Source organism: Hymenobacter sp. GOD-10R (genome assembly GCF_035609205.1).
In the GTDB taxonomy this organism is placed as follows: Bacteria; Bacteroidota; Bacteroidia; order Cytophagales; family Hymenobacteraceae; genus Hymenobacter.
This window is the reverse complement of the sequence record NZ_CP141184.1, coordinates 5,988,374-6,009,579: the sequence shown is the minus strand read 5'-3', so window position 1 is coordinate 6,009,579 and position 21,206 is coordinate 5,988,374. Positions and strand designations below refer to the sequence as shown.

The 21,206-nt window shown below is 44.1% G+C and carries 23 protein-coding genes and 1 pseudogene; 13 read left to right on the top strand and 11 right to left on the bottom strand.

Going from position 1 to position 21,206, the window contains the following annotated elements:
* Positions 1-244: 244 nt before the first annotated feature.
* The 8 genes from SD425_RS24025 (at position 245) to SD425_RS23990 (ending at position 7,936) form a co-directional block, all read left to right on the top strand.
* Positions 245-2,974 (top strand): COR domain-containing protein, encoded by a 2,730-nt coding sequence (locus SD425_RS24025; RefSeq protein ID WP_324673085.1) that lies wholly within the window; start codon positions 245-247, stop codon positions 2,972-2,974.
* Positions 2,925-3,428 (top strand): hypothetical protein, encoded by a 504-nt coding sequence (locus SD425_RS24020; protein ID WP_324673083.1) that lies wholly within the window; start codon positions 2,925-2,927, stop codon positions 3,426-3,428. Before SD425_RS24025 ends, SD425_RS24020 begins: the two co-directional genes overlap by 50 nt.
* A gap of 434 nt (positions 3,429-3,862) precedes the next feature.
* Positions 3,863-4,126 carry a hypothetical protein gene (locus SD425_RS30060; protein ID WP_416381015.1) on the top strand — a complete coding sequence of 88 codons (264 nt, stop codon included), beginning with the start codon at positions 3,863-3,865 and terminating at the stop codon, positions 4,124-4,126.
* A gap of 229 nt (positions 4,127-4,355) precedes the next feature.
* Positions 4,356-5,375, top strand: coding sequence for a DUF2971 domain-containing protein (locus SD425_RS24010; RefSeq protein ID WP_324673079.1), 1,020 nt, complete (start codon positions 4,356-4,358; stop codon positions 5,373-5,375).
* Between the two features lie 294 nt (positions 5,376-5,669).
* Entirely contained in the window at positions 5,670-6,134 is a 465-nt protein-coding gene (umuD, locus tag SD425_RS24005; protein ID WP_324673078.1) for a translesion error-prone DNA polymerase V autoproteolytic subunit, read from the top strand.
* Entirely contained in the window at positions 6,118-6,783 is a 666-nt protein-coding gene (locus SD425_RS24000) for a Y-family DNA polymerase (protein ID WP_324673075.1), read from the top strand. The genes umuD and SD425_RS24000 overlap by 17 nt, the downstream gene beginning before the upstream one ends.
* A complete protein-coding gene (locus SD425_RS23995) occupies positions 6,753-7,463 on the top strand; it encodes a DUF4113 domain-containing protein (protein ID WP_324673074.1) in 711 nt (236 codons plus the stop codon). Before SD425_RS24000 ends, SD425_RS23995 begins: the two co-directional genes overlap by 31 nt.
* An 86-nt stretch (positions 7,464-7,549) precedes the next feature.
* Positions 7,550-7,936, top strand: coding sequence for a hypothetical protein (locus SD425_RS23990; RefSeq protein WP_324673072.1), 387 nt, complete (start codon positions 7,550-7,552; stop codon positions 7,934-7,936).
* A gap of 324 nt (positions 7,937-8,260) precedes the next feature.
* On the opposite strand, the gene SD425_RS23985 is transcribed toward SD425_RS23990, so the two are convergent.
* The 5 genes from SD425_RS23985 to SD425_RS23965 all read right to left on the bottom strand — a co-directional run bounded on the left by SD425_RS23985 (position 8,261) and on the right by SD425_RS23965 (position 11,160).
* Positions 8,261-8,716, bottom strand: a complete 456-nt coding sequence (locus SD425_RS23985) for a hypothetical protein (RefSeq protein ID WP_324673070.1) — start codon at positions 8,714-8,716, stop codon at positions 8,261-8,263.
* A gap of 151 nt (positions 8,717-8,867) precedes the next feature.
* A complete protein-coding gene (locus tag SD425_RS23980; protein ID WP_324673067.1) occupies positions 8,868-9,080 on the bottom strand; it encodes a hypothetical protein in 213 nt (70 codons plus the stop codon).
* A 283-nt stretch (positions 9,081-9,363) separates the two neighbouring features.
* On the bottom strand, positions 9,364-10,227 hold the full coding sequence (locus tag SD425_RS23975) for a DNA/RNA non-specific endonuclease (RefSeq protein WP_324673065.1): 864 nt from the start codon (positions 10,225-10,227) through the stop codon (positions 9,364-9,366).
* Positions 10,228-10,273: 46 nt separating this feature from the next.
* A complete protein-coding gene (locus SD425_RS23970; protein WP_324673063.1) occupies positions 10,274-10,837 on the bottom strand; it encodes a hypothetical protein in 564 nt (187 codons plus the stop codon).
* Between the two features lie 68 nt (positions 10,838-10,905).
* Entirely contained in the window at positions 10,906-11,160 is a 255-nt protein-coding gene (locus tag SD425_RS23965) for a hypothetical protein (protein ID WP_324673061.1), read from the bottom strand.
* 579 nt (positions 11,161-11,739) lie between these two features.
* Between SD425_RS23965 and SD425_RS23960 the strand changes: the two genes are divergently transcribed.
* The 3 genes from SD425_RS23960 (at position 11,740) to SD425_RS23950 (ending at position 12,853) form a co-directional block, all read left to right on the top strand.
* On the top strand, positions 11,740-12,120 hold the full coding sequence (locus SD425_RS23960) for a hypothetical protein (RefSeq protein ID WP_324673059.1): 381 nt from the start codon (positions 11,740-11,742) through the stop codon (positions 12,118-12,120).
* Between the two features lie 75 nt (positions 12,121-12,195).
* Entirely contained in the window at positions 12,196-12,519 is a 324-nt protein-coding gene (locus SD425_RS23955; protein WP_324673057.1) for a hypothetical protein, read from the top strand.
* Positions 12,520-12,538: 19 nt separating this feature from the next.
* Entirely contained in the window at positions 12,539-12,853 is a 315-nt protein-coding gene (locus tag SD425_RS23950) for a DUF3892 domain-containing protein (RefSeq protein ID WP_324673055.1), read from the top strand.
* A 174-nt stretch (positions 12,854-13,027) separates the two neighbouring features.
* Here SD425_RS23950 and SD425_RS23945 read toward each other — a convergent pair whose 3' ends face one another.
* The 4 genes from SD425_RS23945 to SD425_RS23930 all read right to left on the bottom strand — a co-directional run bounded on the left by SD425_RS23945 (position 13,028) and on the right by SD425_RS23930 (position 17,036).
* Complete coding sequence (locus SD425_RS23945; RefSeq protein ID WP_324673053.1) at positions 13,028-13,756, bottom strand: hypothetical protein; 729 nt, start codon at positions 13,754-13,756, stop codon at positions 13,028-13,030.
* Positions 13,756-14,115, bottom strand: coding sequence for an STAS-like domain-containing protein (locus SD425_RS23940; RefSeq protein ID WP_324673051.1), 360 nt, complete (start codon positions 14,113-14,115; stop codon positions 13,756-13,758). Before SD425_RS23940 ends, SD425_RS23945 begins: the two co-directional genes overlap by 1 nt.
* Before the next feature lie 139 nt (positions 14,116-14,254).
* Positions 14,255-15,085 (bottom strand): hypothetical protein, encoded by an 831-nt coding sequence (locus SD425_RS23935; RefSeq protein WP_324673049.1) that lies wholly within the window; start codon positions 15,083-15,085, stop codon positions 14,255-14,257.
* Between the two features lie 400 nt (positions 15,086-15,485).
* Positions 15,486-17,036, bottom strand: a complete 1,551-nt coding sequence (locus SD425_RS23930) for an IS1182 family transposase (protein ID WP_324673047.1) — start codon at positions 17,034-17,036, stop codon at positions 15,486-15,488.
* Positions 17,037-17,169: 133 nt separating this feature from the next.
* Here SD425_RS23930 and SD425_RS23925 point away from each other — a divergent pair, with 133 nt between their 5' ends.
* Positions 17,170-17,859, top strand: a complete 690-nt coding sequence (locus tag SD425_RS23925) for a recombinase family protein (RefSeq protein ID WP_324673044.1) — start codon at positions 17,170-17,172, stop codon at positions 17,857-17,859.
* 81 nt (positions 17,860-17,940) lie between these two features.
* A complete protein-coding gene (locus SD425_RS23920) occupies positions 17,941-18,429 on the top strand; it encodes a hypothetical protein (protein WP_324673042.1) in 489 nt (162 codons plus the stop codon).
* A 130-nt stretch (positions 18,430-18,559) separates the two neighbouring features.
* Here SD425_RS23920 and SD425_RS23915 read toward each other — a convergent pair whose 3' ends face one another.
* Together SD425_RS23915 and SD425_RS23910 are read right to left on the bottom strand one after the other, a co-directional pair.
* Positions 18,560-20,197, bottom strand: a complete 1,638-nt coding sequence (locus tag SD425_RS23915) for a hypothetical protein (RefSeq protein ID WP_324673040.1) — start codon at positions 20,195-20,197, stop codon at positions 18,560-18,562.
* Between the two features lie 121 nt (positions 20,198-20,318).
* Positions 20,319-21,176, bottom strand: a pseudogene (locus tag SD425_RS23910) (YifB family Mg chelatase-like AAA ATPase); the annotation flags it as partial.
* Positions 21,177-21,206 lie beyond the last annotated feature (30 nt).

The window sequence follows — 21,206 nt, the reverse complement described above, 5'->3', positions numbered from 1 at the left end:
TCTTAGCCTCATCCCAGCACGAGCAATCCAATGTATTTACGATAGCAACAGAACAAGCATATGCGACTATAAACACAATGGTAATTTAAATCAACCAAAATTTAGTTCCAACAATAGTTCACATTGTATTATGGAAGATCTGATAATAATAAGAAGCATAGAGAAAATTATAGGTCGTTCATTACATAGGATACATTCTGAAATCCTAAATCATCCTAAATCAATTATACGATACTCGTATGTGATGGACGATGACAAAGTAACAGAGTTGCATATAGGGTCTATATTAAAAATAGAGGAATTTGTCGAAAAATACACACCCAAAACGGAAGATATAATTACAAAAATATTATCTTTAATAAATAATCTTAAAAACCTTACTGTTTTAGATTTTAGTAATAATGCATGGACAGGTGGATTGTACTTAATCCCAAAAGCAGTGTCTCATTTAAACTTAGCAAATAATGAAATATGGGATATATCATCATTAGAAAATTTGACAAATTTAACTCATTTAAATTTGTCAAATAATAAAATATCAGACATTGAAAAAGTAGTATTTATAACCAAGATAAGATACTTAAATTTATCTGACAATAGAATAGCCGATGTTAATCCACTTGCAAATTTAAAAAAATTAACCTATCTAAATATATCAAAGAACTGGGTCAAAGATTTCACAAGGCTTGCAGATATAAAACAACTAGAACATTTAGATTTATCATACAACATTATCACAGACAATAATGATAATATACAATTTTTATTTAGCTTAAATAAATTATCTTCTTTAATATTAAACAGTTGTGAAATAAGGAATATTCCACCAATCGTATACCCAAATCAATTAACTCGTTTAAGTCTTTCTAATAATCGCATGGAGGATATTACATGGATTAAAAATATAAATAATTTAGAATATTTAGAAATAGACAGAAATTCTATTATTGATTTTTTACCGATTTCACATTTAAATAAATTAACATACTTAGATTTATCTAGCAACAACATAGAAAACGTTGATTTTATAAAGAGCCTAACTAATATTACATATTTAAGCTTGAATGACAACGCAATTACAGATATAACACCACTTACAAATCTCAACAACATACGAACTATGATATTAACAAATAATAAAATACAAGAAGCACCAGAATTATTGTTCGATATAGTCTTTAAAGAAAAAACTCCTATCAATACGCCAGATGAGATTATTCTTATAAAAAGTTTTTTTGTAAAGTTTCAAATGTATAGCGAAGCAGCTATAATAAGAGATTATGAATTAGATTTATACAAAGGAATAATTGATATACATAAGTCTAAACACGTATATACACTTTTGCACAAATTTTTTTTATATAAAAATCCTATAACATCTCCACCATATCAAATAATAACGCAGGGAAAAGAAGCGATAGATACTTACTTTGATCAAATACATAAAGAAGAAGGAAAAACACTACTTCTCTTTGAGTCAAAACTATTAATAATAGGGGAAGGTGGCACAGGGAAAACAACATTTGCTCGGAGAATACAGGATGTAAATGCTCCATTGCCTAAGGAGAAAGATACAACACTCGCAATAGATATCTGGAAATGGAAATATCGTATCGACTTCCGTTCATTAGGCAAGGTCGTATTCAATGTAAATATATGGGACTTTGGCGGCCAAAGAATTTATCATGGAACTCATCAAATGTTTTTTGGTGAAAAGTCTTTTTATGTATTAGTAGCAGAAACACGTGAACAGAATACAAACTTCTCTTACTGGCTTAATACCATTGACCAATTAGGTGGAGATAACAGTTCGTTAATTATAATCCTAAATAAAAAGTATGGTCATGAACAGAAATTCGATGAAGTTGGGTACAAAAGTCATTTTGGAAGCCTTATCAAAGAAGTAATTCATTTAGATTTAGCAAACGACATTAGTTCTGTTATAGATTTACAGGAAAAGGTCAAATTTTACATGAAACAACTTCCTGAGATTGGAGATGCACTGCCTCCATCTTGGGTAAAAATAAGAAATAAGTTATCAGATAGAATAGAACATTTTATATCCTTTGATGAATTCAGATATATTTGCAAAGAATACAATATTGAAGATTCTAAAATAATCAATACTTTAAGCAGTTATTTTAATAGAATAGGTGTTATTACACATTATATTGATGATTTGTTATTACAGGAACGCGTTTATCTTAATTCCAATTGGCTTGTAAAAACGGTTTACGAAGTCTTAGACAACAATATTGTTAAATCAAAAAGAGGAAGATTAACCGAAGTTGATATAAGATCAATATGGAAAAATAATGACTTACAATACGAGGTTAATAAGCTAACTCAATTAATGCACAGATTTGGATTGATGTATCACATACATGATACTGAAAATTATGTTGTGCCAGCTCATTTACCAACAATCACACCATACGAAGATTGGGCTCATACTAACGAAAATATACTCCAATTTGTATACGAATTCGACAAATACATGCCACAAGGCATAATGTCCAGATTGATAGTTGCTTTACATCATCATATAAAAGACCATAACCTTGTTTGGCATAGGGGACTAAATATTGAAGCGAATGGAGCATACGCTGAAATAATAGAGAGTTACGGAGGAATCAATCGTTTTGAAATACGTATTTCTGGTAAAAATAAAATCGAATTATTATCAATAATTCGAGAAAGATTTTCAGAAGTAATAAAACCTTTTAGACGACTAAATTACAAACAACTAATTCCATGTATTTGTTCTGAATGTAAAAATTCTCTAACACCTTCTTTTCATGATTATAATGTATTATTGAAATTTAGAGAAAAAGGCATTGGATCGCAATGTAGTATAACGGGAGATATTGTAAATGTAGAAGAGATTCTAAAAATAACTCAACCTAAAATACAAAAAAACCAATATGAATACTATCAAAATATTCTTAGCATCATCTTCGGAGCTAGTAGATGACAGAAAAGCACTAAGAGAGTTTATCAGCGTAGAAAATGATCGTCTTCATGAAGAGAATATTTATATAAAGATACTCCAGTGGGAATACTTTATCGATCACATGTCTCAAGAAAGTCTACAAGCCGAGTACAATAAAGCCGTAGAGCAATGCGATATTTTTCTTAGTCTGTTTTTTACAAAGGTTGGAAAATATACAACGGAAGAATTTGACAAAGCATTTGGAAGATTCAAAGAAATAGGCAAACCTTTTATATATACATATTTTAGAGATTCAAATATTACTACAAGTAAAATAAATAAATCTGATATAATTTCAAAATTTGATTTTGAAGAGAAACTAGCCGATTTAGGTCATTTTAAAACTAATTATACCGATATAAATGACCTAAAGTACAAGTTTAAAACACAGTTAGATATATTAATACCTGAAATAATAAAACAAAGAAACGTCTAACTGTTATGTATAAAAATTTTTAAATATATGAGAATCAACTGGCACAAGGTCTTTTAATTTACTACTACTCGATGAATAAAAAGAAGCAGTCAATTAATTTAGGTGTGTCATTTCTATAAAAAGTATCTGATAAGATGTATTATCCTACGTTTGCCTACCTACCGTAAAGACGGTTACTAAGAAGGAAAAGGGAGGAGTAAGATTCCTCTATTATGGAGCCATCATGAGCTCGTTTTACATGACAATCCCCTCCCTTTTCTGGGGCCACTTTGGACAGTTCCGTGAGGCCGAAGAATCTGTGTTAGGATAGTAAAAGATTCCCCGGGATTCCTTTTTCATCTCTCTTCACGCTACCCACCCTCGCCGTCTGTTATCAGGTTGAGCAGCAGCTCCAGCATTTAGAAGTCAGCAATAGCAAAGTCGGCTTCCAGCAGTTGGTGAAGATCTGTGGGGCGCACTGCCTGTTCGTGATGGAAGCGACGGGTACCTACAACCTGGCCGTGGCCTACTACCTGCACGAGCAGGGAGGGCAAGTAGCCGTACTCAATCCGTTGGTCATCAAGCGCTTTATTCAGATTAAAGTCGCGCTCCTCTTGTGCCTGCTGCTTGGCCCGTTGGGTGGCCTCGTATTGCTGTCGTTTAGCTGCAAGAACGTCTTGTTGCCAGATTATCTGCAAGGGCTTGTCGCCCGCTCCTAGTATAAATGCCTCGCCGCGCCGAGCCACCGGCTACTCCGCCTGGGACGGAGTTATAGTCTGGAAATGATGCTGTTGCCATACTATAAAGTTACCCATTTGCGAATAAAAAAGGCGTAATAAGCACGTCACAGTGTAAACTAATCAGAAGTCATAAATATTTGACTAGTAAGTCCAGTGATCTTTGAGCATCTTTATCATCTATGCAATTAAGACATTAATGTAAACACTTATGATAGCGTACAAATACCGTGGTGGTTATAATTTTGAGAGAGATCTAACCTCAATTGAAGAAAGCTTTTTTTGGGCTTCTGATATTGATAGTTTAAATGATCCCTGCGAAGCTACGTTCGACACTGACAAAATAAAAATAGAGTTAGATACTATTGTAAAATTACTGGGTTTAGCAAATAGTAAAGATGTTGGACAGCATTTAACAGGCGCTTTAGATCAATTTTACAAAACAACCGATTTAATTAATAAAATAGGGGTCTTTTCTTTGTCAAAAGATAATATTAATGATCTCCTCTGGGCGCATTATGCTGATTCCCACAAAGGTTTTTGTGTAGGATATGATATAGATATATTAAAAAGTTTTGCTTATACGAAGCACTACCCCCTAGATGTGTCGTACACAGAAAAGCCTAGCGAATTTGATATGTATGATATTATGTATCTTAAGCAAAGGGGGCTCAATTCCTTTTTGCAAAAAATGATAGGCACCAAAACAGATAGTTGGGCATATGAAAAAGAAATTCGGATCATTACAGATGATTTCGGGAAACATATGCATGACTTTCGCGCTATCAAATCCATCTATTTTGGGCTTAGAATGCCCAGAGAACAGGTGGAGTTAACAATGAAGCGTCTAAGCGGACGAGGTATTGCCTATTACACTATTGTGAAAGGGAAAAATAAATTTAAATTAGAAGCCATACCAGAAGAAGATATTTGCAAAGACTATCCCCCATATAGGTATTCTATTTCTCCAGTCCAAGAAGATCCGGTTTCTCCTCAAGACCTTAGAGAAGAATTTAAACCTTATATATCATACTTGTATAAGGCTATTGAGGTGCATAGGAGGGACCCGTATTGCAAAGAAGTATGTTTCGCTACATTTAGCCTAACAGAAAGTAAGCCTAACAGCCCTATTCTTTTCGTTAATTACATAAATAGTGAGGGCTTGTATCTAAATAAACATTATACATTAAGCGAGATTGATCATATATACAATTCAATAACAGACCTGTAACTAATAAGCATGTATTGTCTGTCACATACTTAGGCAGTGTTTAGGTATAAGGTGGTCTTGGCATGTAAACCCATTAGGGTGCAAGAGACAAGTATACACTGTGATGAAACTAAGTAAGTGAATAGGTTCTGGAGCTATAAAAGGTTAGTCTGTTTCGAGAGGCCATTAGTTTCCGTGTTGCCTTCTGCTATTATACAGAGTTATTAACAATCTGCTGATAAATTTTTTAGCAATTCATATCCAATTATATTAGCAAAAGCGTATTGCTTGCAGTTCCACTTTGTTGAGCTGCCTATGTGTGAAGTTGTATTGCTGTCTGTTGCTCGGCGGCCGTTGTGGCTGCTGTTCTTTGAATCGCTTGTGCCTGCTGGTTTTCCCTCCCCAGCAGAGGACCACCACGGAGTCAAGCTAGACCTGAATCGGCTACTCCTGCCACACCCAGACTCAACGTACCTAGTGCGGGTGATGGGGGAAAGTATGACCGGAGGTGAGTCTGGTATTCGGGATGGGGCTTTGCTGGCCGTGGATTGTCACCTACGTGCCCAACACGACGATGTAGTAATTGCCGTGATCGATGGAGAGTTTACCGTCAAGCGGTTGGTGCAACGAGGTACTATTTGGTGGCTCGTGCCCGATAACCCCACCTTTCCTTCCATTGAGGTGACTGAACCCGATCTGTTTGATGTGTGGGGCGTAGTGACGCACGTAGTGACCGAAACAAGGCGCGGGCGCCTGTCCAGCTATGTTCGCGTTAGTTGATGGCAACAACTTTTATGTGAGCTGTGAACGGGTTTTCCAACCCAAGCTGAATGAGGTACCCGTTGTAGTATTGAGTAACAACGATGGCGCCATTATCTCCCGCTCGGCTGAGGCGAAAGCCTTAGGTATCGGCATGGGGGAACCGTATTTTAAGCTCAAACCCTTACTGAAACAGCACCAGGTACGTGTGTTCTCATCCAACTATGCCTTATACGGGGACATGAGTTGGCGAGTGACGAGCTACTTGGCTAGCATGGTGCCCGAGATTGAGATCTACTCGATCGATGAATGCTTTCTGGATCTGCACGGCATGGAGCGCTGGCACGGGGACTTGGAGGCCTTCTGCCGACGCATTCGCGCCGAAGTCAAGCGACGCACACACATTCCCACCTGCGTGGGCATTGCACCGACGAAGACCTTGGCCAAACTAGCCAACCGCTTAGCCAAGAAGCGGCCGGAACTAGACGGGGTGCTCTACTTGGACTCTGAGCAGAAACGGCAGTGGGCGCTGGAGCAAATTGCCGTCGAAGACGTGTGGGGCATCGGTCGCCAGTACGCGACCAAGCTGTATCAGTTGGGCGTGCCAACTGCCGCGCACCTAGCCAAAGTATCTGAATCGTGGGCGCGCAAGCATCTGGGGGCGTGGTAGGTGCGCGTCTCGTGCGAGAGCTGCAAGGCCACTGCTGCCACGAGCTAGCCCCCAGCGAAGATGGACAACTAGCGCGTAAGAGCGTTGCCTGCACTCGCTCGTTTGGACAGCACCTTTCTTCTTATCAGGATGTACTCAGCGCGGTGGGCACCTTCGCGTCGCGCGCGGCTGAGAAGCTGCGCCGTCAAGACTCTGCGGTGAATGTGCTCACGGTGTTCATCAGCAAGAACCGGTTCGGTTCGGAGCCCCCGCCGCATACCTTCTCAGCGACCATTACGCTGCCTACCGCCACCAGTGACACGGGCGAACTGTTACGGTATGCCCGAGCATTGCTTAAACGCTTGTGGCAGCCGAACACCATTTACAAGAAAGCGGGGGTAGTGTTCGACGGCTTGGAACAGGATGGTTGCCAGCAGTTGACCTTGTTCGATCCCAAGCCAAATTGCGAACAGCGTACACGCTTAATGGCGGAACTCGACCAACTCAACCAACGCTATGGAACAGGCACGGTAAGTTTTGGCACAGCATACCGGGGCAAGGGGCAGAAAGTAACACCGTGGGTCGGCAAAGCTGAGTGGCAAACGCCCGCCTACACCACGTGCTTTGAGGGATTATTGCGCATCGATATGGATGCCTTGCGCATGGTCCGAAAGGAAACGCTTAACCAAGCAGGTCGCTAGCGAGCTAGGCTTTTTCGTCTGTGTAGCGCTTCACAGTTGGAGTGAAAGTTGAATAAGCGAGCCAGTCTTATTCTACCTCATCTGCTATGTATCGCTACTTACTTGTATTAGGCATTTCGTACGGCACGTTCTCCTTCTCGGCCCGTGCGCAAATCTTTTCCCCAACTGAAGCCGCCAAGAAGCCAACACTCAAGTTGGATATGGGCGCGCGCGCCAAGGAAGAATCCCTATGGCTGCGCAACTATGACCATGTCACCTATCACCGCGTAATTATAATCGTGGACAGGGAGTACATTTATCGAACCGATACATTACGTCCCAACTCGTTAATGTCGATTCCTTGGGCCTCGTTTGTGCGAGCGGATGGCAGAGCGCTCCAGCATAACCCTAGCCCATTGAAAAGCCTATTGATTCACGTTGAAGATGCAGCAGGGGAATATGGGATCATCGATGTGCAGCGCAAGCCAATATAGAAATCCGTGTAAGACATATAAGCTCAGCCTCATTAGTAGGCTTTGCGGTCACGCACTCTTTCGCCAAGCAGGCTGTATATCCTCTTCAAAGTAGCGCAATCCCAGTAGTCGCTGTCGATGCGGTACACCTTGCGCATGTAGCTATCCAAGCACTTATTCACGTCATACGGCCGCATGCACCTTGCCCCAGCAGCCCCGCTGCTACACTAAGTCGCGCAGGTCGTAGCTATAATTGATGTGAATCGTATATTATCGTGCCCATACCAGTGGTGCACCTATTTAAAAGTAAAAAGCCTGGCTCTCACAAGGCTGGACTTTTTTATTCTATATAATATCGTATTTAGCTAACTCACTTCTTATATATGAATTTGATTTTTCAATCGCTTCAATTACCAATCCAGCAGCTTTAATATTATTATGAACCAAGTCTTTTATACTTTCTTCGTAGTGTATTCCCCTTGCCTCTAATTTATCAGTGGCAAGAGTTAATCCAGTAGAATATTCATTGTAATATTCTATTGCTTTGTTTATTCCTTCCTCGGCAGGGCTTAATGCAAAATATGCAGGATAAAGCTGGTTTCCTTCCAAATCAATTAGCGTTACCTTATCATTCAGCTTAACAACAATGTCTCTCAAAGTAATAGCGTATTCTGGGTTAACTTTGCGGGCTATCAAATAAAATCTAATTGTTAGCATTTGAGTCTCTAACAATGTGTTTTGTTTTATATACTCCTCTCCAGCAACTATTTTCTTGCTAACATATGCAGATCGTATATTCAATTTATGTTCTTATATCTTTATTTTACTATCAAACATCTTGCTAACCATGTTAAATAATCCGGTTAGTATAACAGTTATAAATGATCCGAGTATTGTAATGATTGGCAGTAGCAGATCGTTTTTCATAATTAATAAATTTAATTATTCCCTATTACATCTGCTCCATCCTCAGCCGCTCGCCTAGGTCTGGCCACTCCACCGCCGTATCTCTATCTACCAACTGCCAGTTCGCCCGCTGGGCTGGTGTGGCATGGTAAAGAAACGTCGCTGGCTTTGCAGTCAACAGGCATGACCAGAAGCTGTTGCCGGACAGGAAGATATAAACAGACGTGGGAGTGAGTTCGACACGATTGATGGAAGCCATGCCCCGAAGGTAGGTACAGAGCTTGCACACGCGCAAGGATACTCTACCCTGCTGTTCGTCGTCGGTGCTACTTGGTTTCTGCTGTTTTAAGTGGTCGTTGCGGCGTTTCAAACCAAGATCCCGGCAGATACACCTCCTTGCCGGTGGTGGTCGTAGTAGAGGCCATGTGTATCCATGAGCGTACTAGTGAGCTTCCCTGCCTAAAGTAGACAGCAGACACTCATCTCTTAATCAGTCGAGTGCAGCAACACCTGTTGCATGCGTCTAGTGATAATATCTGCTACTAATTTGTTGGCCCCGTATCGACGCTAGCTTCCAATATTTTTTGCACCGACGTGGAAACAACTGACAACAGATCATATCCTGTAGCCTGCTCAATTATATCGACGGTGGTACGGTAACTGGCCCAACTGGTATTTACGCTGTTGTCATTCGGGATATCAATGGCAATTACGCGCGTGCTGGTACTTACCCGCTTTACATCATCACTTCCCACTGGCAAGACCACGACCACTTTCCAGCAACGGTCAGGTACGGTTACACGGCCGTTGTCTAGGGTGGAAGCTGCGCCATTGCTGCCGACTCCTCCCTTACCGTAGCTGCCACAGATGATGTAGAGTTCGTTGCCCTGATCCACGAGCGTGCGACAGTAATTTTCTAATCCCACCCACGTGCGCTGATTGTTGTTGGGCGCCTGGGGCATGATGTTACTCAGCAGGAACGTGGCTGAATTATCTTCTATTGAACCAGTACGATCAGCGGAAGGGCAGTTGTGGCCTCGGTCAAACCCGGAACCCGTGTAGCTGCTCGTAGTCACGCGGTACCAGCCAGTGGGTAGGCCGTTGTCAGCTGTGAAGTTATTCTGGCGGTCGGCTGTGCCCAGCCAAGCGCTACTCAGGTGCCAACTCACCCAATTTGGTATGCCTCGGTCCCGATGGTAGCTAAGTGTGTACTGGGGTTTTACCAGCAGATAATTCGTGTAATTACTGGCATCCGTCGTGGCACCACTGGGGTTGCCTAAAGCTAAGTTCTCGTCCCGTATAGACGTATTCGTCGTGGGTGCGGGAGCATTATTTGTATCAGAGCAACTTACAACGACTACACCAATAAGCAGGAAGGAGAGTAGACGAATAACAACGTAACGCATAAACTAGGATCTGTATGCCAAGGGGGGTATAATGAAGTCGTAGCTCTTACAGATCATCGATAGCCTTCTGCATAGCCGCTTTGCTACTCTCTTTCCTATCTGCCTTTGATCGCGCCATTTGGGCAGTGCTACGAAGTACTAACGTTAGGACTGGTTCATGCTTAGCGTCTCCCTTGACTACATCCAAGGTCATGTACACACGTTCGCCATTCCACTCGACACTATTGACCCCTTCATATGGGTGCTTGCCTTCCCCGTAAGCTGATCCTATTGCGTAGCAGAAGGTGTTGACGTTGCTTAAGCCTCTTGCTGTCACCATAATGGCTGCTAATGAGCCCTTATAAAACGTGTACTGAATTTTGTCTAGCGATGCAGTGCCGACCATAAGTACGTCAGTCGTACGCGTATAGCAGCTTACATCTGGACCATTACCAGGCTCACAGCTCTCATTAACCAAGTGCTGGAAGGCTGTAATATCGCTGTCTAATTTGGCATCCTTAAAGCCGTTCTTTTCATCTAGCTTTGCAATGGTACCTTGAGCGGCTAAGAATGTGTGAAGCGAGAGAGATAGAGCTAGTGTGAGGGTAAGTCGTGTGATAATGGATTGCATTGAATAAGCAAGCTGACAACTGCTGTTAATGGGAGTTTGGCAATCAAACACTGAATAAGAAGCGTCTTTTACATTCCTAATTCGCTTAGCTGTACATAGACTGCATAATCTTCCAGCCCCGCTGAGCTAGTGAAGGAAAAGCATTGATGTAGGTGGTTGATCTCTGGGTCATAGTACACTTCGACAAAGAAGCTACCTAGGTGGTAAAGGTTGATCGTGTCCTCTTCCTCGTAGCGAGTTGCCATGTATGTGCCTTCATTTAGTACGGTGCCGAGCTGGTCACTCAGGTCAAGGGCTCTGAACTTATCGATTGATAGAGGCATGACTCATTAGTTGCGCGTACCCATGCGCAGAGGAGAAGAGGAACACCAGAAGAACGAAATACTTGAGCATAGAAGCAGATAGTATACCCTTATATGTCAGACGCAATTCTGTGCCAGTTTTATACCTGTATCAGTTACTTTCAAAAAGTAACTCTATATGCGATAGTCTTGAGTTCGTAGGCTTCCGAAATAAGACGAAGCGGCCTACTCGTAAATTTTATATATCGTCTGAGATACGCTTTATGGGTAAATGTTTGTATACTAGCACTATACTATTTGCATATTCTATTAAGTGAAGAAACTACTACTATTCAGCTCGCTGCTCCTGATGGGCAGCGCCGAAGCCTCGCGTCTAGTTGCTGTCAACCCTACAGTAGCGCAGCTCACGCTAAGGCGGCCACTACTGTTTATATCTGCAACAATAGCAGAACTGTCGTTTACCACTCAAGCAATGAGTGTTCGGCCATGCGCCGCTGTACACATGAAGTAGTCACAACTACTGCAAGTAAGGCGCAAGCAGCCGGGAAACGACAGTGCATGAAGTGCTATTAGTAATTCCACGTCTACTCACATAGGCACATGAATACTCAAGATGAATACTCAAGTGATCTAGGAAAGAAGCTTGACTTTTGGTTAAGCCATTCTAAGTACTGGCCATATACACACTGGATTACTGGTACGGCTAGCGTAGCGCTGTCAGCTTTAAGCGCTGCGAAGATTTTAGAAGAGCCATACCAGAGTATTGTGTTTGTCACAACCACAATCACTATAGGCTTTCTTGGCTTTGCCAATCCCGGACGATTATCGAGACGTTATGTGCGAGCCTATGTAATCTTAGACCCTGATTTACGCGATTATCGGGCAGGCCTCATGGATGCGAAAACCTTAACGCAGGTTCACCGCCAAGCAGAGTGGATTCTACATGGCACGGGTGAAAATTTAACTCCTGTTACAACCTAGCCCTCTCGAAAACTCTTGGTCACTTTTACTCAATACACTACCTAAAAACAAGTATTAACTCATTCTATTAAAAAGATGAAAAAACAACTTCTATTCTTTGTCTTCTTCTGTTTGCTATCTGTGGCTGCTAATGCGCAGACGAAGAAGGATGGTACACCAGACATGCGCTACAGTGCTAACAAAGCAGCCTATGGGGGGTACTCAGCCCCAGCAGCTACGTACTCAATGCCTAGTTCATCGAGCTACTCAGCTCCGGTTTACAGCGGGAGTACGCATACCGAAAGCCATGGTGGAACCTACGTGGATCAGCAAAATGCTCAAACTCACAAAGGGGGCAAGTACGTGAACCCTTACACCGGAACGAATCAATATGGTAAGCACAAGAAATCACTGTACTAACCTGTTGAACAGATAAGTCATGGCCTTATATAGAATTACAGGAGTTTGGAAGGGCTTAAATAACGTGATTACACACTATGCCTTTCACACAGTAAATGAAACCTTTGTCTCTAGAGCAACAAAGGTTTCCAAGGCTCAAGCTATTGCATTATTAGAAACTAGAGGCAATACTGCTACTACGTGGGTATGGAATTATGTACAAGCAAAATGGAAAGTAGGCGAAACAGTGCAAGTCGTTAATGGAAGCAACGGAAAGTACTTAAGATCAAACCCTGATAATAGCTTAACAGATAATTTAGAACATCTAATTGACTTTGATTGGATTTTCCAATAATAATTATTCAATCTTGATTTCTCAACTACTGTGTTCTCGAATATAAAAACCTATCGACTTTAGATAGGTTTTTATATTGTTACCACCTATTGTGTCATATGTTAATATCATGGGATAACACCTGCATCAATCTTCATTAACAATGACCATATTGTTGCTACAGGATATAGTGCCTTACTTGCCGCCCCTCTTTGACTTACTTCTTGTCTGATGTAGAATGGATTTTGCCTTTTTGCTACTAGAAGGTTGATTAATAGCCTTTTGCAATAGCTTTCTATTGCCTGTGATTGCAACAACAGCCTCCTCCGAAAAATCATGATCATCAGTCACAAGTATATAGTTGTTACGACGACAGAGTTCAGAATAATATCTGTCATTGAAATCTGCGGCAAGAGGGAGGGTGCCTAGAAGTTTTATAATGTCCAAATCTATGGACTCGTCGGTTATTATCTCAATAAAAGGATCGTAGCCATATAGTTCAGCTTGAAAAAACTGAAAAGCTTCTATGTAATGGTCAGTCTTGTTTCTATAATCCTCTTTATATTTTAAGGAGTCTATTTGTTGTTTCGTATGAGTACCAGCACGAAGAAGCTCTTTCTTATATAGCTCAAACGAGCTACGGAGGTGTGCATTGAATACTTCTGTAAGTAAAATACTGTGCATAGCGATTACCTTGCGGTAGACTTCATTTCCTTCTTCATCAGAAGAAGTTGCAGAGTTCAATAGTCGCTTTGTGAAATCTATGTAAGGTTGCTGTCGATAGGAGAGCCTCCTACTATCTGGATCTGTATCTTTTGAGTTGTGAGGGATCTCATTTATGATGAATAGCCAAACATTGGCATCAAAAAAGAAAAGCCGGTTTCCCGGCTTTTCTTTTTCTATGTCTCGAAAGTTGAGTGCCATTATGCGCAGGTCTCCTGTAACAGGACAGAGTTGTGCATTGAACGCAGCTCTGTATCCAAAGCCAATTTCTTAACCCGTTTGATCTGAGTCTCCATAGAGCTATTGGCAAGATCAGTGAACTCCACATGAGATGCACGCTCTTGCGCCTCTTCAGGAGAGCCGGCCTGGAGTATAAACTTTCCTAAAGCAGCGTTCAAGAAAGCCGTAGTGATATGGCTGATGCCTTTAAAAGAAACAACCACTGCTCCGAATTGATGATAAACTCGGGTCATTTCCTCAGAAAGCTTCCGCCCATCTCCGTCCATCACGGCGATTGACTTGCCGAGAATGTCTTTTGCGATGATGCGAGTGGCGTTCATAAGTAAAGATGTGTTGAAGGTTACAGTACTATGCAAGTAACGCATTTTGAATGAAAAACGTGCAAGCTGTGCTAAGTATATTAGCAAATTTTTACTAACCTGCTGTATCCAAGGGGTTATATTCTTTATACGAATAAACCTAACCACAGTTGAACAATACATTAACAATGGAGCCATTGAAGTGGCTTACAGTTTGAGCCTTGGTTCTGTTACTCCAGTAGGCATCACCTGTGATAATCTGCATTTCACCATCATTGCTATGACAGTAACTATGTAGCTGCTTTAAACCTAATCCTCCGGTAACATCGTTCGATTTGGTAGTATTAGTATCATGTAAAGCCCATGCAATAGCTTTGGATGATGTGTCAACTTGGCCTGATGTAAAGCTATGAATAGGAGCAAGATATCCAACACCTAAGTCAACCAAAGTAAAGTGCAGTTTGTGAAGTCTTGGAAAGAATTGACCGCATGCAAAAACAGGATGAGACGTTCTCGCGTGAGTATCAATGTTAGCAAAAAGCTCCAAGAAATGTATAAGCAACTTGTCTTTCCGTGGTCGGCTCAAAGAAAGCTGCGGATGGGATAGCAACTTGTTTTTTAAATAATCAAAAAACTTCTCGTCGTCCTTTGTTGAGAATGTTTCTACTGGAACAGTAGTGCCCGCATTGTCAGGTAGTGAGCGAATAGATGATAAAAAACCATTTCTCAAGAGGATAGGAAACTTCTTGTTTACCAGTTCTATATCCACAACAAAATATAGACCAAGCTCCTGTTGTAGCCTATATAGTACCGCATCGAACAAAGCGCTCAGATTCGCATCAAACCAGCTTAAATGATTTAAATCAAGCTCTATATAGCAGTTTCTGTATTTGCGGCAGGCCTGTTCAAAAGCGATAATCTTATTATACCCGTTAGGGTTAGTGTTGATAGATCCGATAAGGGGAACTTGAACAGGTACTGAAACATCCATCCTTGAGGCCCAAGTATTAAAGAGGGCTACAAAGATATTACGTTGAGATCGAAGGAGAGCGAGAAGTTTGAAATTTGAATCAAGTGAGACGGTGCTTATGAAAAGAGACAACAAACAACCGCATGCTGTGCCCTATACTGTACCCCAATGCGTGAAAAAAGCCCTTTACATTTCGTAAAGGGCTTTTTAGTACCAGAGACGGGAATCGGACTTTTAGGTCGCATTTAGGCTAGTTAGCCTGTTGTCCTCAGGAGTTATTGATCTCAGCAACTTGCCTTGGCAATGCAGTAATGTGCTCAAGTAGCGCTACAACTTCATCAATCTAAACTCAAAATATAACACCCGTGCTTCTACGGTTAAGCTTGTATCATTTCACAAACGCCCGTGGCTGTTGCAGAACTCACCGCCCGTTCGAGCCAGCCAGGTTTCGCAGCGCTTTCGTGCGGTTACGCCGGTGGCGTTGCCTGCAGCGGAGCATGAACGGTGGTGCAGGTGGTAGCAGGGGTAGTACCCGGGCCATTCCCAACTGCAGCTTAGGTTGATGACGCAGGAGCTTTTTCAGATTATAGGCCACTGCCGCCAGCAGCATACACTTGTGCGCGCCGGCTTGCCCGCGTACGTTGATGCGGCGCAAGCCATAGTGGTGCAGCAAGTTGCCGAATACGGGTTCGATGGTGCGTTGTCGCACACGGCGCATGTGCTGCCCTTGGCGGCTGCGCTGCCGATGCCAGGCCCGATGATAGGCCGCGTCAAAAGCGGAGCGATTCAGTTGCTTATGGTCCGCGTAGGGGACGCAACTCGCCTTGAAGGGACAGTGCTGGCAATCCTGATAGAAGGCTCGATAATGTTTCATCCAGTTGCCATCAGCGGTAGAGCGGTACTTGCGAAAGGGCAGCGGCTTATCTGCTCGGCACCGATATTCATCGACGCGGGCGTGGTAAGTAAAGCCCTCCACGATCGGTTTGTAGGCGCCAAACACGGGTATCCACGGGGTAACACCACTATTTTCGAGCAGGGCATAGTTAAAGCCATTGGAGTAGCCCGTATCGGCAACCAAGTCCCGCAACTGCAAGTCATTGGCCGTTAGACGTTGCTGCAGGTGCTGCACAATCCGAGGTAAGTGCAGGCTGTCGCGACTGTCCGCTAAGTTCGCTTGCACATGGCTGATGACCCCCTGGGCGGTATCCACGACTAGGCTGCACAGGTAGTTCAAAGCGCGCGCTTTGCCGGGCTTGATGGAGATGCGGGCTTCCGGATCGGTAGGGCTATAGTGCGTTTTGTTGCTCAGCAAGCGCGCTTGGGGACGGGTAGCGCCCAAGGAACCGGGCTCCTGTTGTCGCTTGGCTTGGCGCGCCGCCTCATAGCGGAGTTGATGGGCTGGCGCGGAACGAATCGAGGCCGGGTGTGGCGTGGCCGGTGTTTTCGGGGTGCTCCCCACGATGGTTAAGGTCGGCCACACTGCTTGTACTGGCTGCTTTTCGCACAGGCTGTCGAGGGAGGCATTGGCTTTCACCAGGGCGGAGTCCACGGTCTGCGTGTCGCCGGCCACCAAGCCGTGTTGCACGCAGAGGCTAAAGACGCGGTCGAAGAGTTGCTCAAAAAGTGCCGCCGGGTAGAGTTGGCGGGTGCGGCTCACAGTGGAGTGCCAGGGCAGGGCTTCGTCGAGCTCGTAGCCCAGAAAGTAGAGCAGGTCCAGCCGCATCGCACAGTGCTCGAGCAGGCGGCGGTCGCTGGTGATGTTTTCCAAGTAGCCAATGAGCACCAGCTTGAAGAACACGACCGGGTCGAGCGAGGGCTGCCCGGTGTGGCTATACAGGCCTTGGGTGGCTTCATAGAGGAAGCCCAGGTCCAAGAGCGCGTCGAGTCGCCGGTAGAAGTTATGCGTGGGCACCCGCTCGGAGAGGCGGAAGTGCGTGACGAGCTGATCGGTGAACTGCTTCTTGCCTTGCATCTTCCCTCTACGCGAATGGCTTCCCGCTGACTAGCACTTCTGCAACAGCCACGCCCGTTCATGTAATGATACAAGCCCTAAGAAGAGTAGTTTTGCTCTGCCATGTTGTCACTCCTTGGTATCGCAAGTACCCATGCCGAACTACGTCGCCTATTACCGTGTGAGCACCGCCCGCCAAGGCCAGAGTGGGTTAGGGCTCGAAGCTCAACAGGCCGCGGTGCACTCATTCCTCGTGACCGGTGAGCGGATTGTGGGCGAGTACATCGAAGTGGAGAGCGGACGTAAGAGTACCCGTCCGCAGTTGCAAGCGGCTATGCAAGCCACCAACGAAACGGGGGCGGTGCTCCTCGTCGCTAAGTTGGATCGCTTAGCCCGCAATTTGGCTTTTCTCACCGCTTTAATGGAAAGTCGCGTTCGTTTCAAAGCTGTGGATATGCCCGCCGCCGACGAGTTTACCATTCACGTATTGGGTGCTGTGGCAGAGAAAGAAGCCAAGGCCATCTCGACTCGAACCTGCGATGCGCTCGCCGCTAAAAAAGCCCGGGGACATCAACTCGGCACGCCGGCCAATCTCACAGCAGAGGCTCGGATTAAAGGTCAGCAGCAACGGCAGGTGAATGCTAGAAAAAGCTTAGCGAATCGGCAAGCGGCAGAGCTAGCCTGCTTATACCGGGGTCAACAGTGGAATTACCGCCGCATTGCTACCCAACTCTCGGCATCTGGATATCGCACCCGCCGTGGCTGTCACTTTACCGCTGCTGGTGTTCGCCGCCTCATCCTTGAAGTTTCGGCATTGCTTGCAGAACAGGCGACCAAGCCATAACCCAAGTTATCCTGTATCACACAAGATGCGGCCAATACTAGTCTACTTTTGCTGCAAAATCAAACAATTAATTAATTGAATATGAGTAGCACCGAAATCATGGCTAGCAATGCATTCGACAAAGCCAGAGTAGGTCTTTGGACGAGCTTACAAAAGCACCTATTAATTGTATATGAGGCCGAGCAGGTATTTCTAAAAGCAACAGCATTTGCGGATTTTTTCCCTTTCACTGCTTCACTAGTAGAAGAGGACCAGTTGCAGGAGTACTGGAAGTGTAGGAACAAGCTACGAGATCTCTACAGTGATGAAACAGCTCAGCTTGATACACTAGTCAAGGCTATTCGCACGAAGAGTTATTCTGAGGAAGGGAAAAAACAGCTGTATCTGTTAATTCTTGGCTATATGGACATCGTTAGCATTGTGTTTGAGCTGCTAAGCACACGTGTTCCTACAAAGCTTGCAACTGAGGAAGAACTCGCAGAAACTAACGTTAAATTTGACCGCGTAAGGCGCTTCGCTCGGCTTAATATCAAAGGGATTATAAATCTTCTTGCGCCACCCATACCATAGGGCTGAGGCGTTATCTTTCATACTAAGCTGACAAGCTTGTATGCTTCATGAGAAGTGAACTTCCCACTAATTACCTGTAAGAGGGCTTATAACGCTGTATCTCAAATTGGAACATCATATAGCTCTAAATTTAGTGAGTACGTCGGCCTAGCGGAATAGAGAGAAAGTATTCGCACTGAGCATATGATTTTTTCGCACCAGAAGCAAGTGACACTGCATCAAGTAACAACATTCCGCGTTTCCATGATACAGGGTACAATTTTCCACGCCCTCTGGAGTGCTGACGAGCTTCGCTACTGAGGATGTTTAACAGAGTCTGTTGTTCAGCAAGGGTCAATTGGTGCATATCGGCAAAGCGCGCCAACACACAAGTGCCATGTTGGCCCGAGTAAATAAGATAAAAGTACCCGGCTCCATAAGTAATTTCAGTGATTGCGAAGCGGAGTAAGTGTCGGCTGTATATAGTCCCTAATAGAGGCAAGTGACCGCCGTAAAGACAAATGCACCAGCCTTCTCCATAGAGTGCGTTAGGGTTATTAATACTTAAGCGGCGTACGTGACGACCATGCTGCTCAAATTGTTTTTCGAGCCGTGTAAAGACTATAGTAACTAGTGATTGATTAATTTCATAGTTAGAAACATCCTCCCATGGCAATGGGGTCTGAGCCTCTAAATAATGAGGAGCATGGTCGGTTGCTTTAACAGCCCAAGGAAATCCACGCGTAACATGGGGGGCGAACGACCCAGCTGTAAGTAACCGTGTGCGAAAGCCCGAACTAACATAGTTTTCTTTAACTGCACAAGGACCTAGATCTGCTAAAACGTCGGTATATTGGTGCTCCGCTAATTCAATCATTCCTGGCTTTAAACATAGAAGCAGCAAGGGGTGGTAGAGTACATGACGAAAGTTGAAGAAATGCGGTTTTGGCTGTAATACGCTTGCCCAAAATGCAGGGCGTCCCGCCCAAGTAAATGAAAATCCTTGCGCACGGAAGTATGCATTACGATCCAGGCGCAGATCAGTATGGAACAAGGCTGTAGACTGTCCTTGCATCCATTGTCGCGCTAACTCTGCATGTGTTCGGTATATTATAGTACGATAAGCCCGATCAGAGAGTAAAGCAGCTATGACCTGTGCCTCAGTGGAGGATATTGATTGAGCGGCTACACACAAATGTGCACCGTAACCGTTGTTAGCAGAAGGATGAGCAACCAACTTCCCCAACCACGCTGCAGGTAAGCGAGAAAAGTAGAAGTCTATTAACCGAGAACCTGCACAGTAATAAAGGATACGAAGTAGTTCAAAACATGGTGTTATCCATTGAACGCCAGACCATTCCCAAATAGCTAACCACATAGAGGAGCGTCCTGCGACGTGGATGACATCCTCTAGTTCATTGTTGGCGAAAGCCTCGGAGGCTAGTACTAAGCGTGGAGATACACAGCCTAGCTTCATTAAGCATTGATCAGGAAAATAGAAATCGAACTCAGGTGCTCGATGGCCTGTCGGAGTCCATGCAGAACCTGCTTGTAGGACAGAAGCACATTGCATATCTACATACGGCTGAAGTACCGAAGCAGGTACATAATGCTTAAGTGTTGTATTATGACGCGCTTGTAAATAGAGTTGCACTTCATAGCGGGCAGGATCTTGTGCATTTCTTCTGACTCCACCTACAGACAATAAACTATATACCTCACCCGGAGGTAAAGCAGGCAATGCAATACCTAAGCTGGAAGTATCAGAAAGGCAGGGTCGACGTTTCAACCTACTTGTTAGTTGAAATCATGATCAGCGTAGTATAGCTGGCTCCTTACTTTGTTCGCATCAATTAATGTATTTTTTCGCACTGAATGATGAATTTTCGCATCATTTAACGAATCTGACAACCACCCACCAGTGCCACGTCCGAAATCGTGTGGTGCGGCGAACGAAAAGGTCTCGTGCTCAGCAACGAAGCGTTAGTACCTAGCTTGCCGGCTACCGAATGGATCTTAGTTGTCTCTAACGCCTCCAGCATATTCAACGCTGGTAAGATGCTCGGCAAACGCTTCGCTAGCATCGTTTTACCTGCACCCGGAGGGCCGATCATAATGACATTGTGCCCACCAGCAGCGGCTATTTCCAAGGCTCGCTTGATGTTTTCCTGGCCCTGCACATCGGCAAAGTCAGCTGCGTATTGGTTGGCAGCGTGCTGAAATATATCGCGCGTATCAACTTGCAACGGTTTGATTTCTAGCCGACCTTCAAAAAAGTCAATGGCCTCCTGCATCGTCTCGACGGGAATCACGTCGAGGTTGTTGACGATGGCTGCTTCCTGAGCGTTTTCCTTCGGGAGAATAAAACCTTTGAAACCCTCTTTGCGAGCCTGAATAGCAATAGGCAACACCCCCCGGATAGGTCGCAGCGCTCCGTCGAGGGCTAGCTCACCCATGATGATGTAATCACCAAGCTGCTCGGTTGTAAGCTGTTGGGAGGCGTGCAGAATACCTAGGGCAATGGGCAGATCATAGGCCGAGCCTTCCTTCCGAATGTCAGCCGGTGCCATGTTCACAACCACCTTAGTACGCGGCATGCGGTAGCCCCGAAACTTCAGCGCGGCTTCTATACGCTGCTGACTTTCTTTGATGGCACTATCGGCCAGCCCAACTACATAGAATAAAGTGCCTTGTGATACAACAACTTCAATGGTAATGGTAGTAGCGTTGACACCTTGCACGGCTGAGCCGTAGGTCTTGGTAAGCATAAATATGAACTGCTAGAAACGGGCGAGACA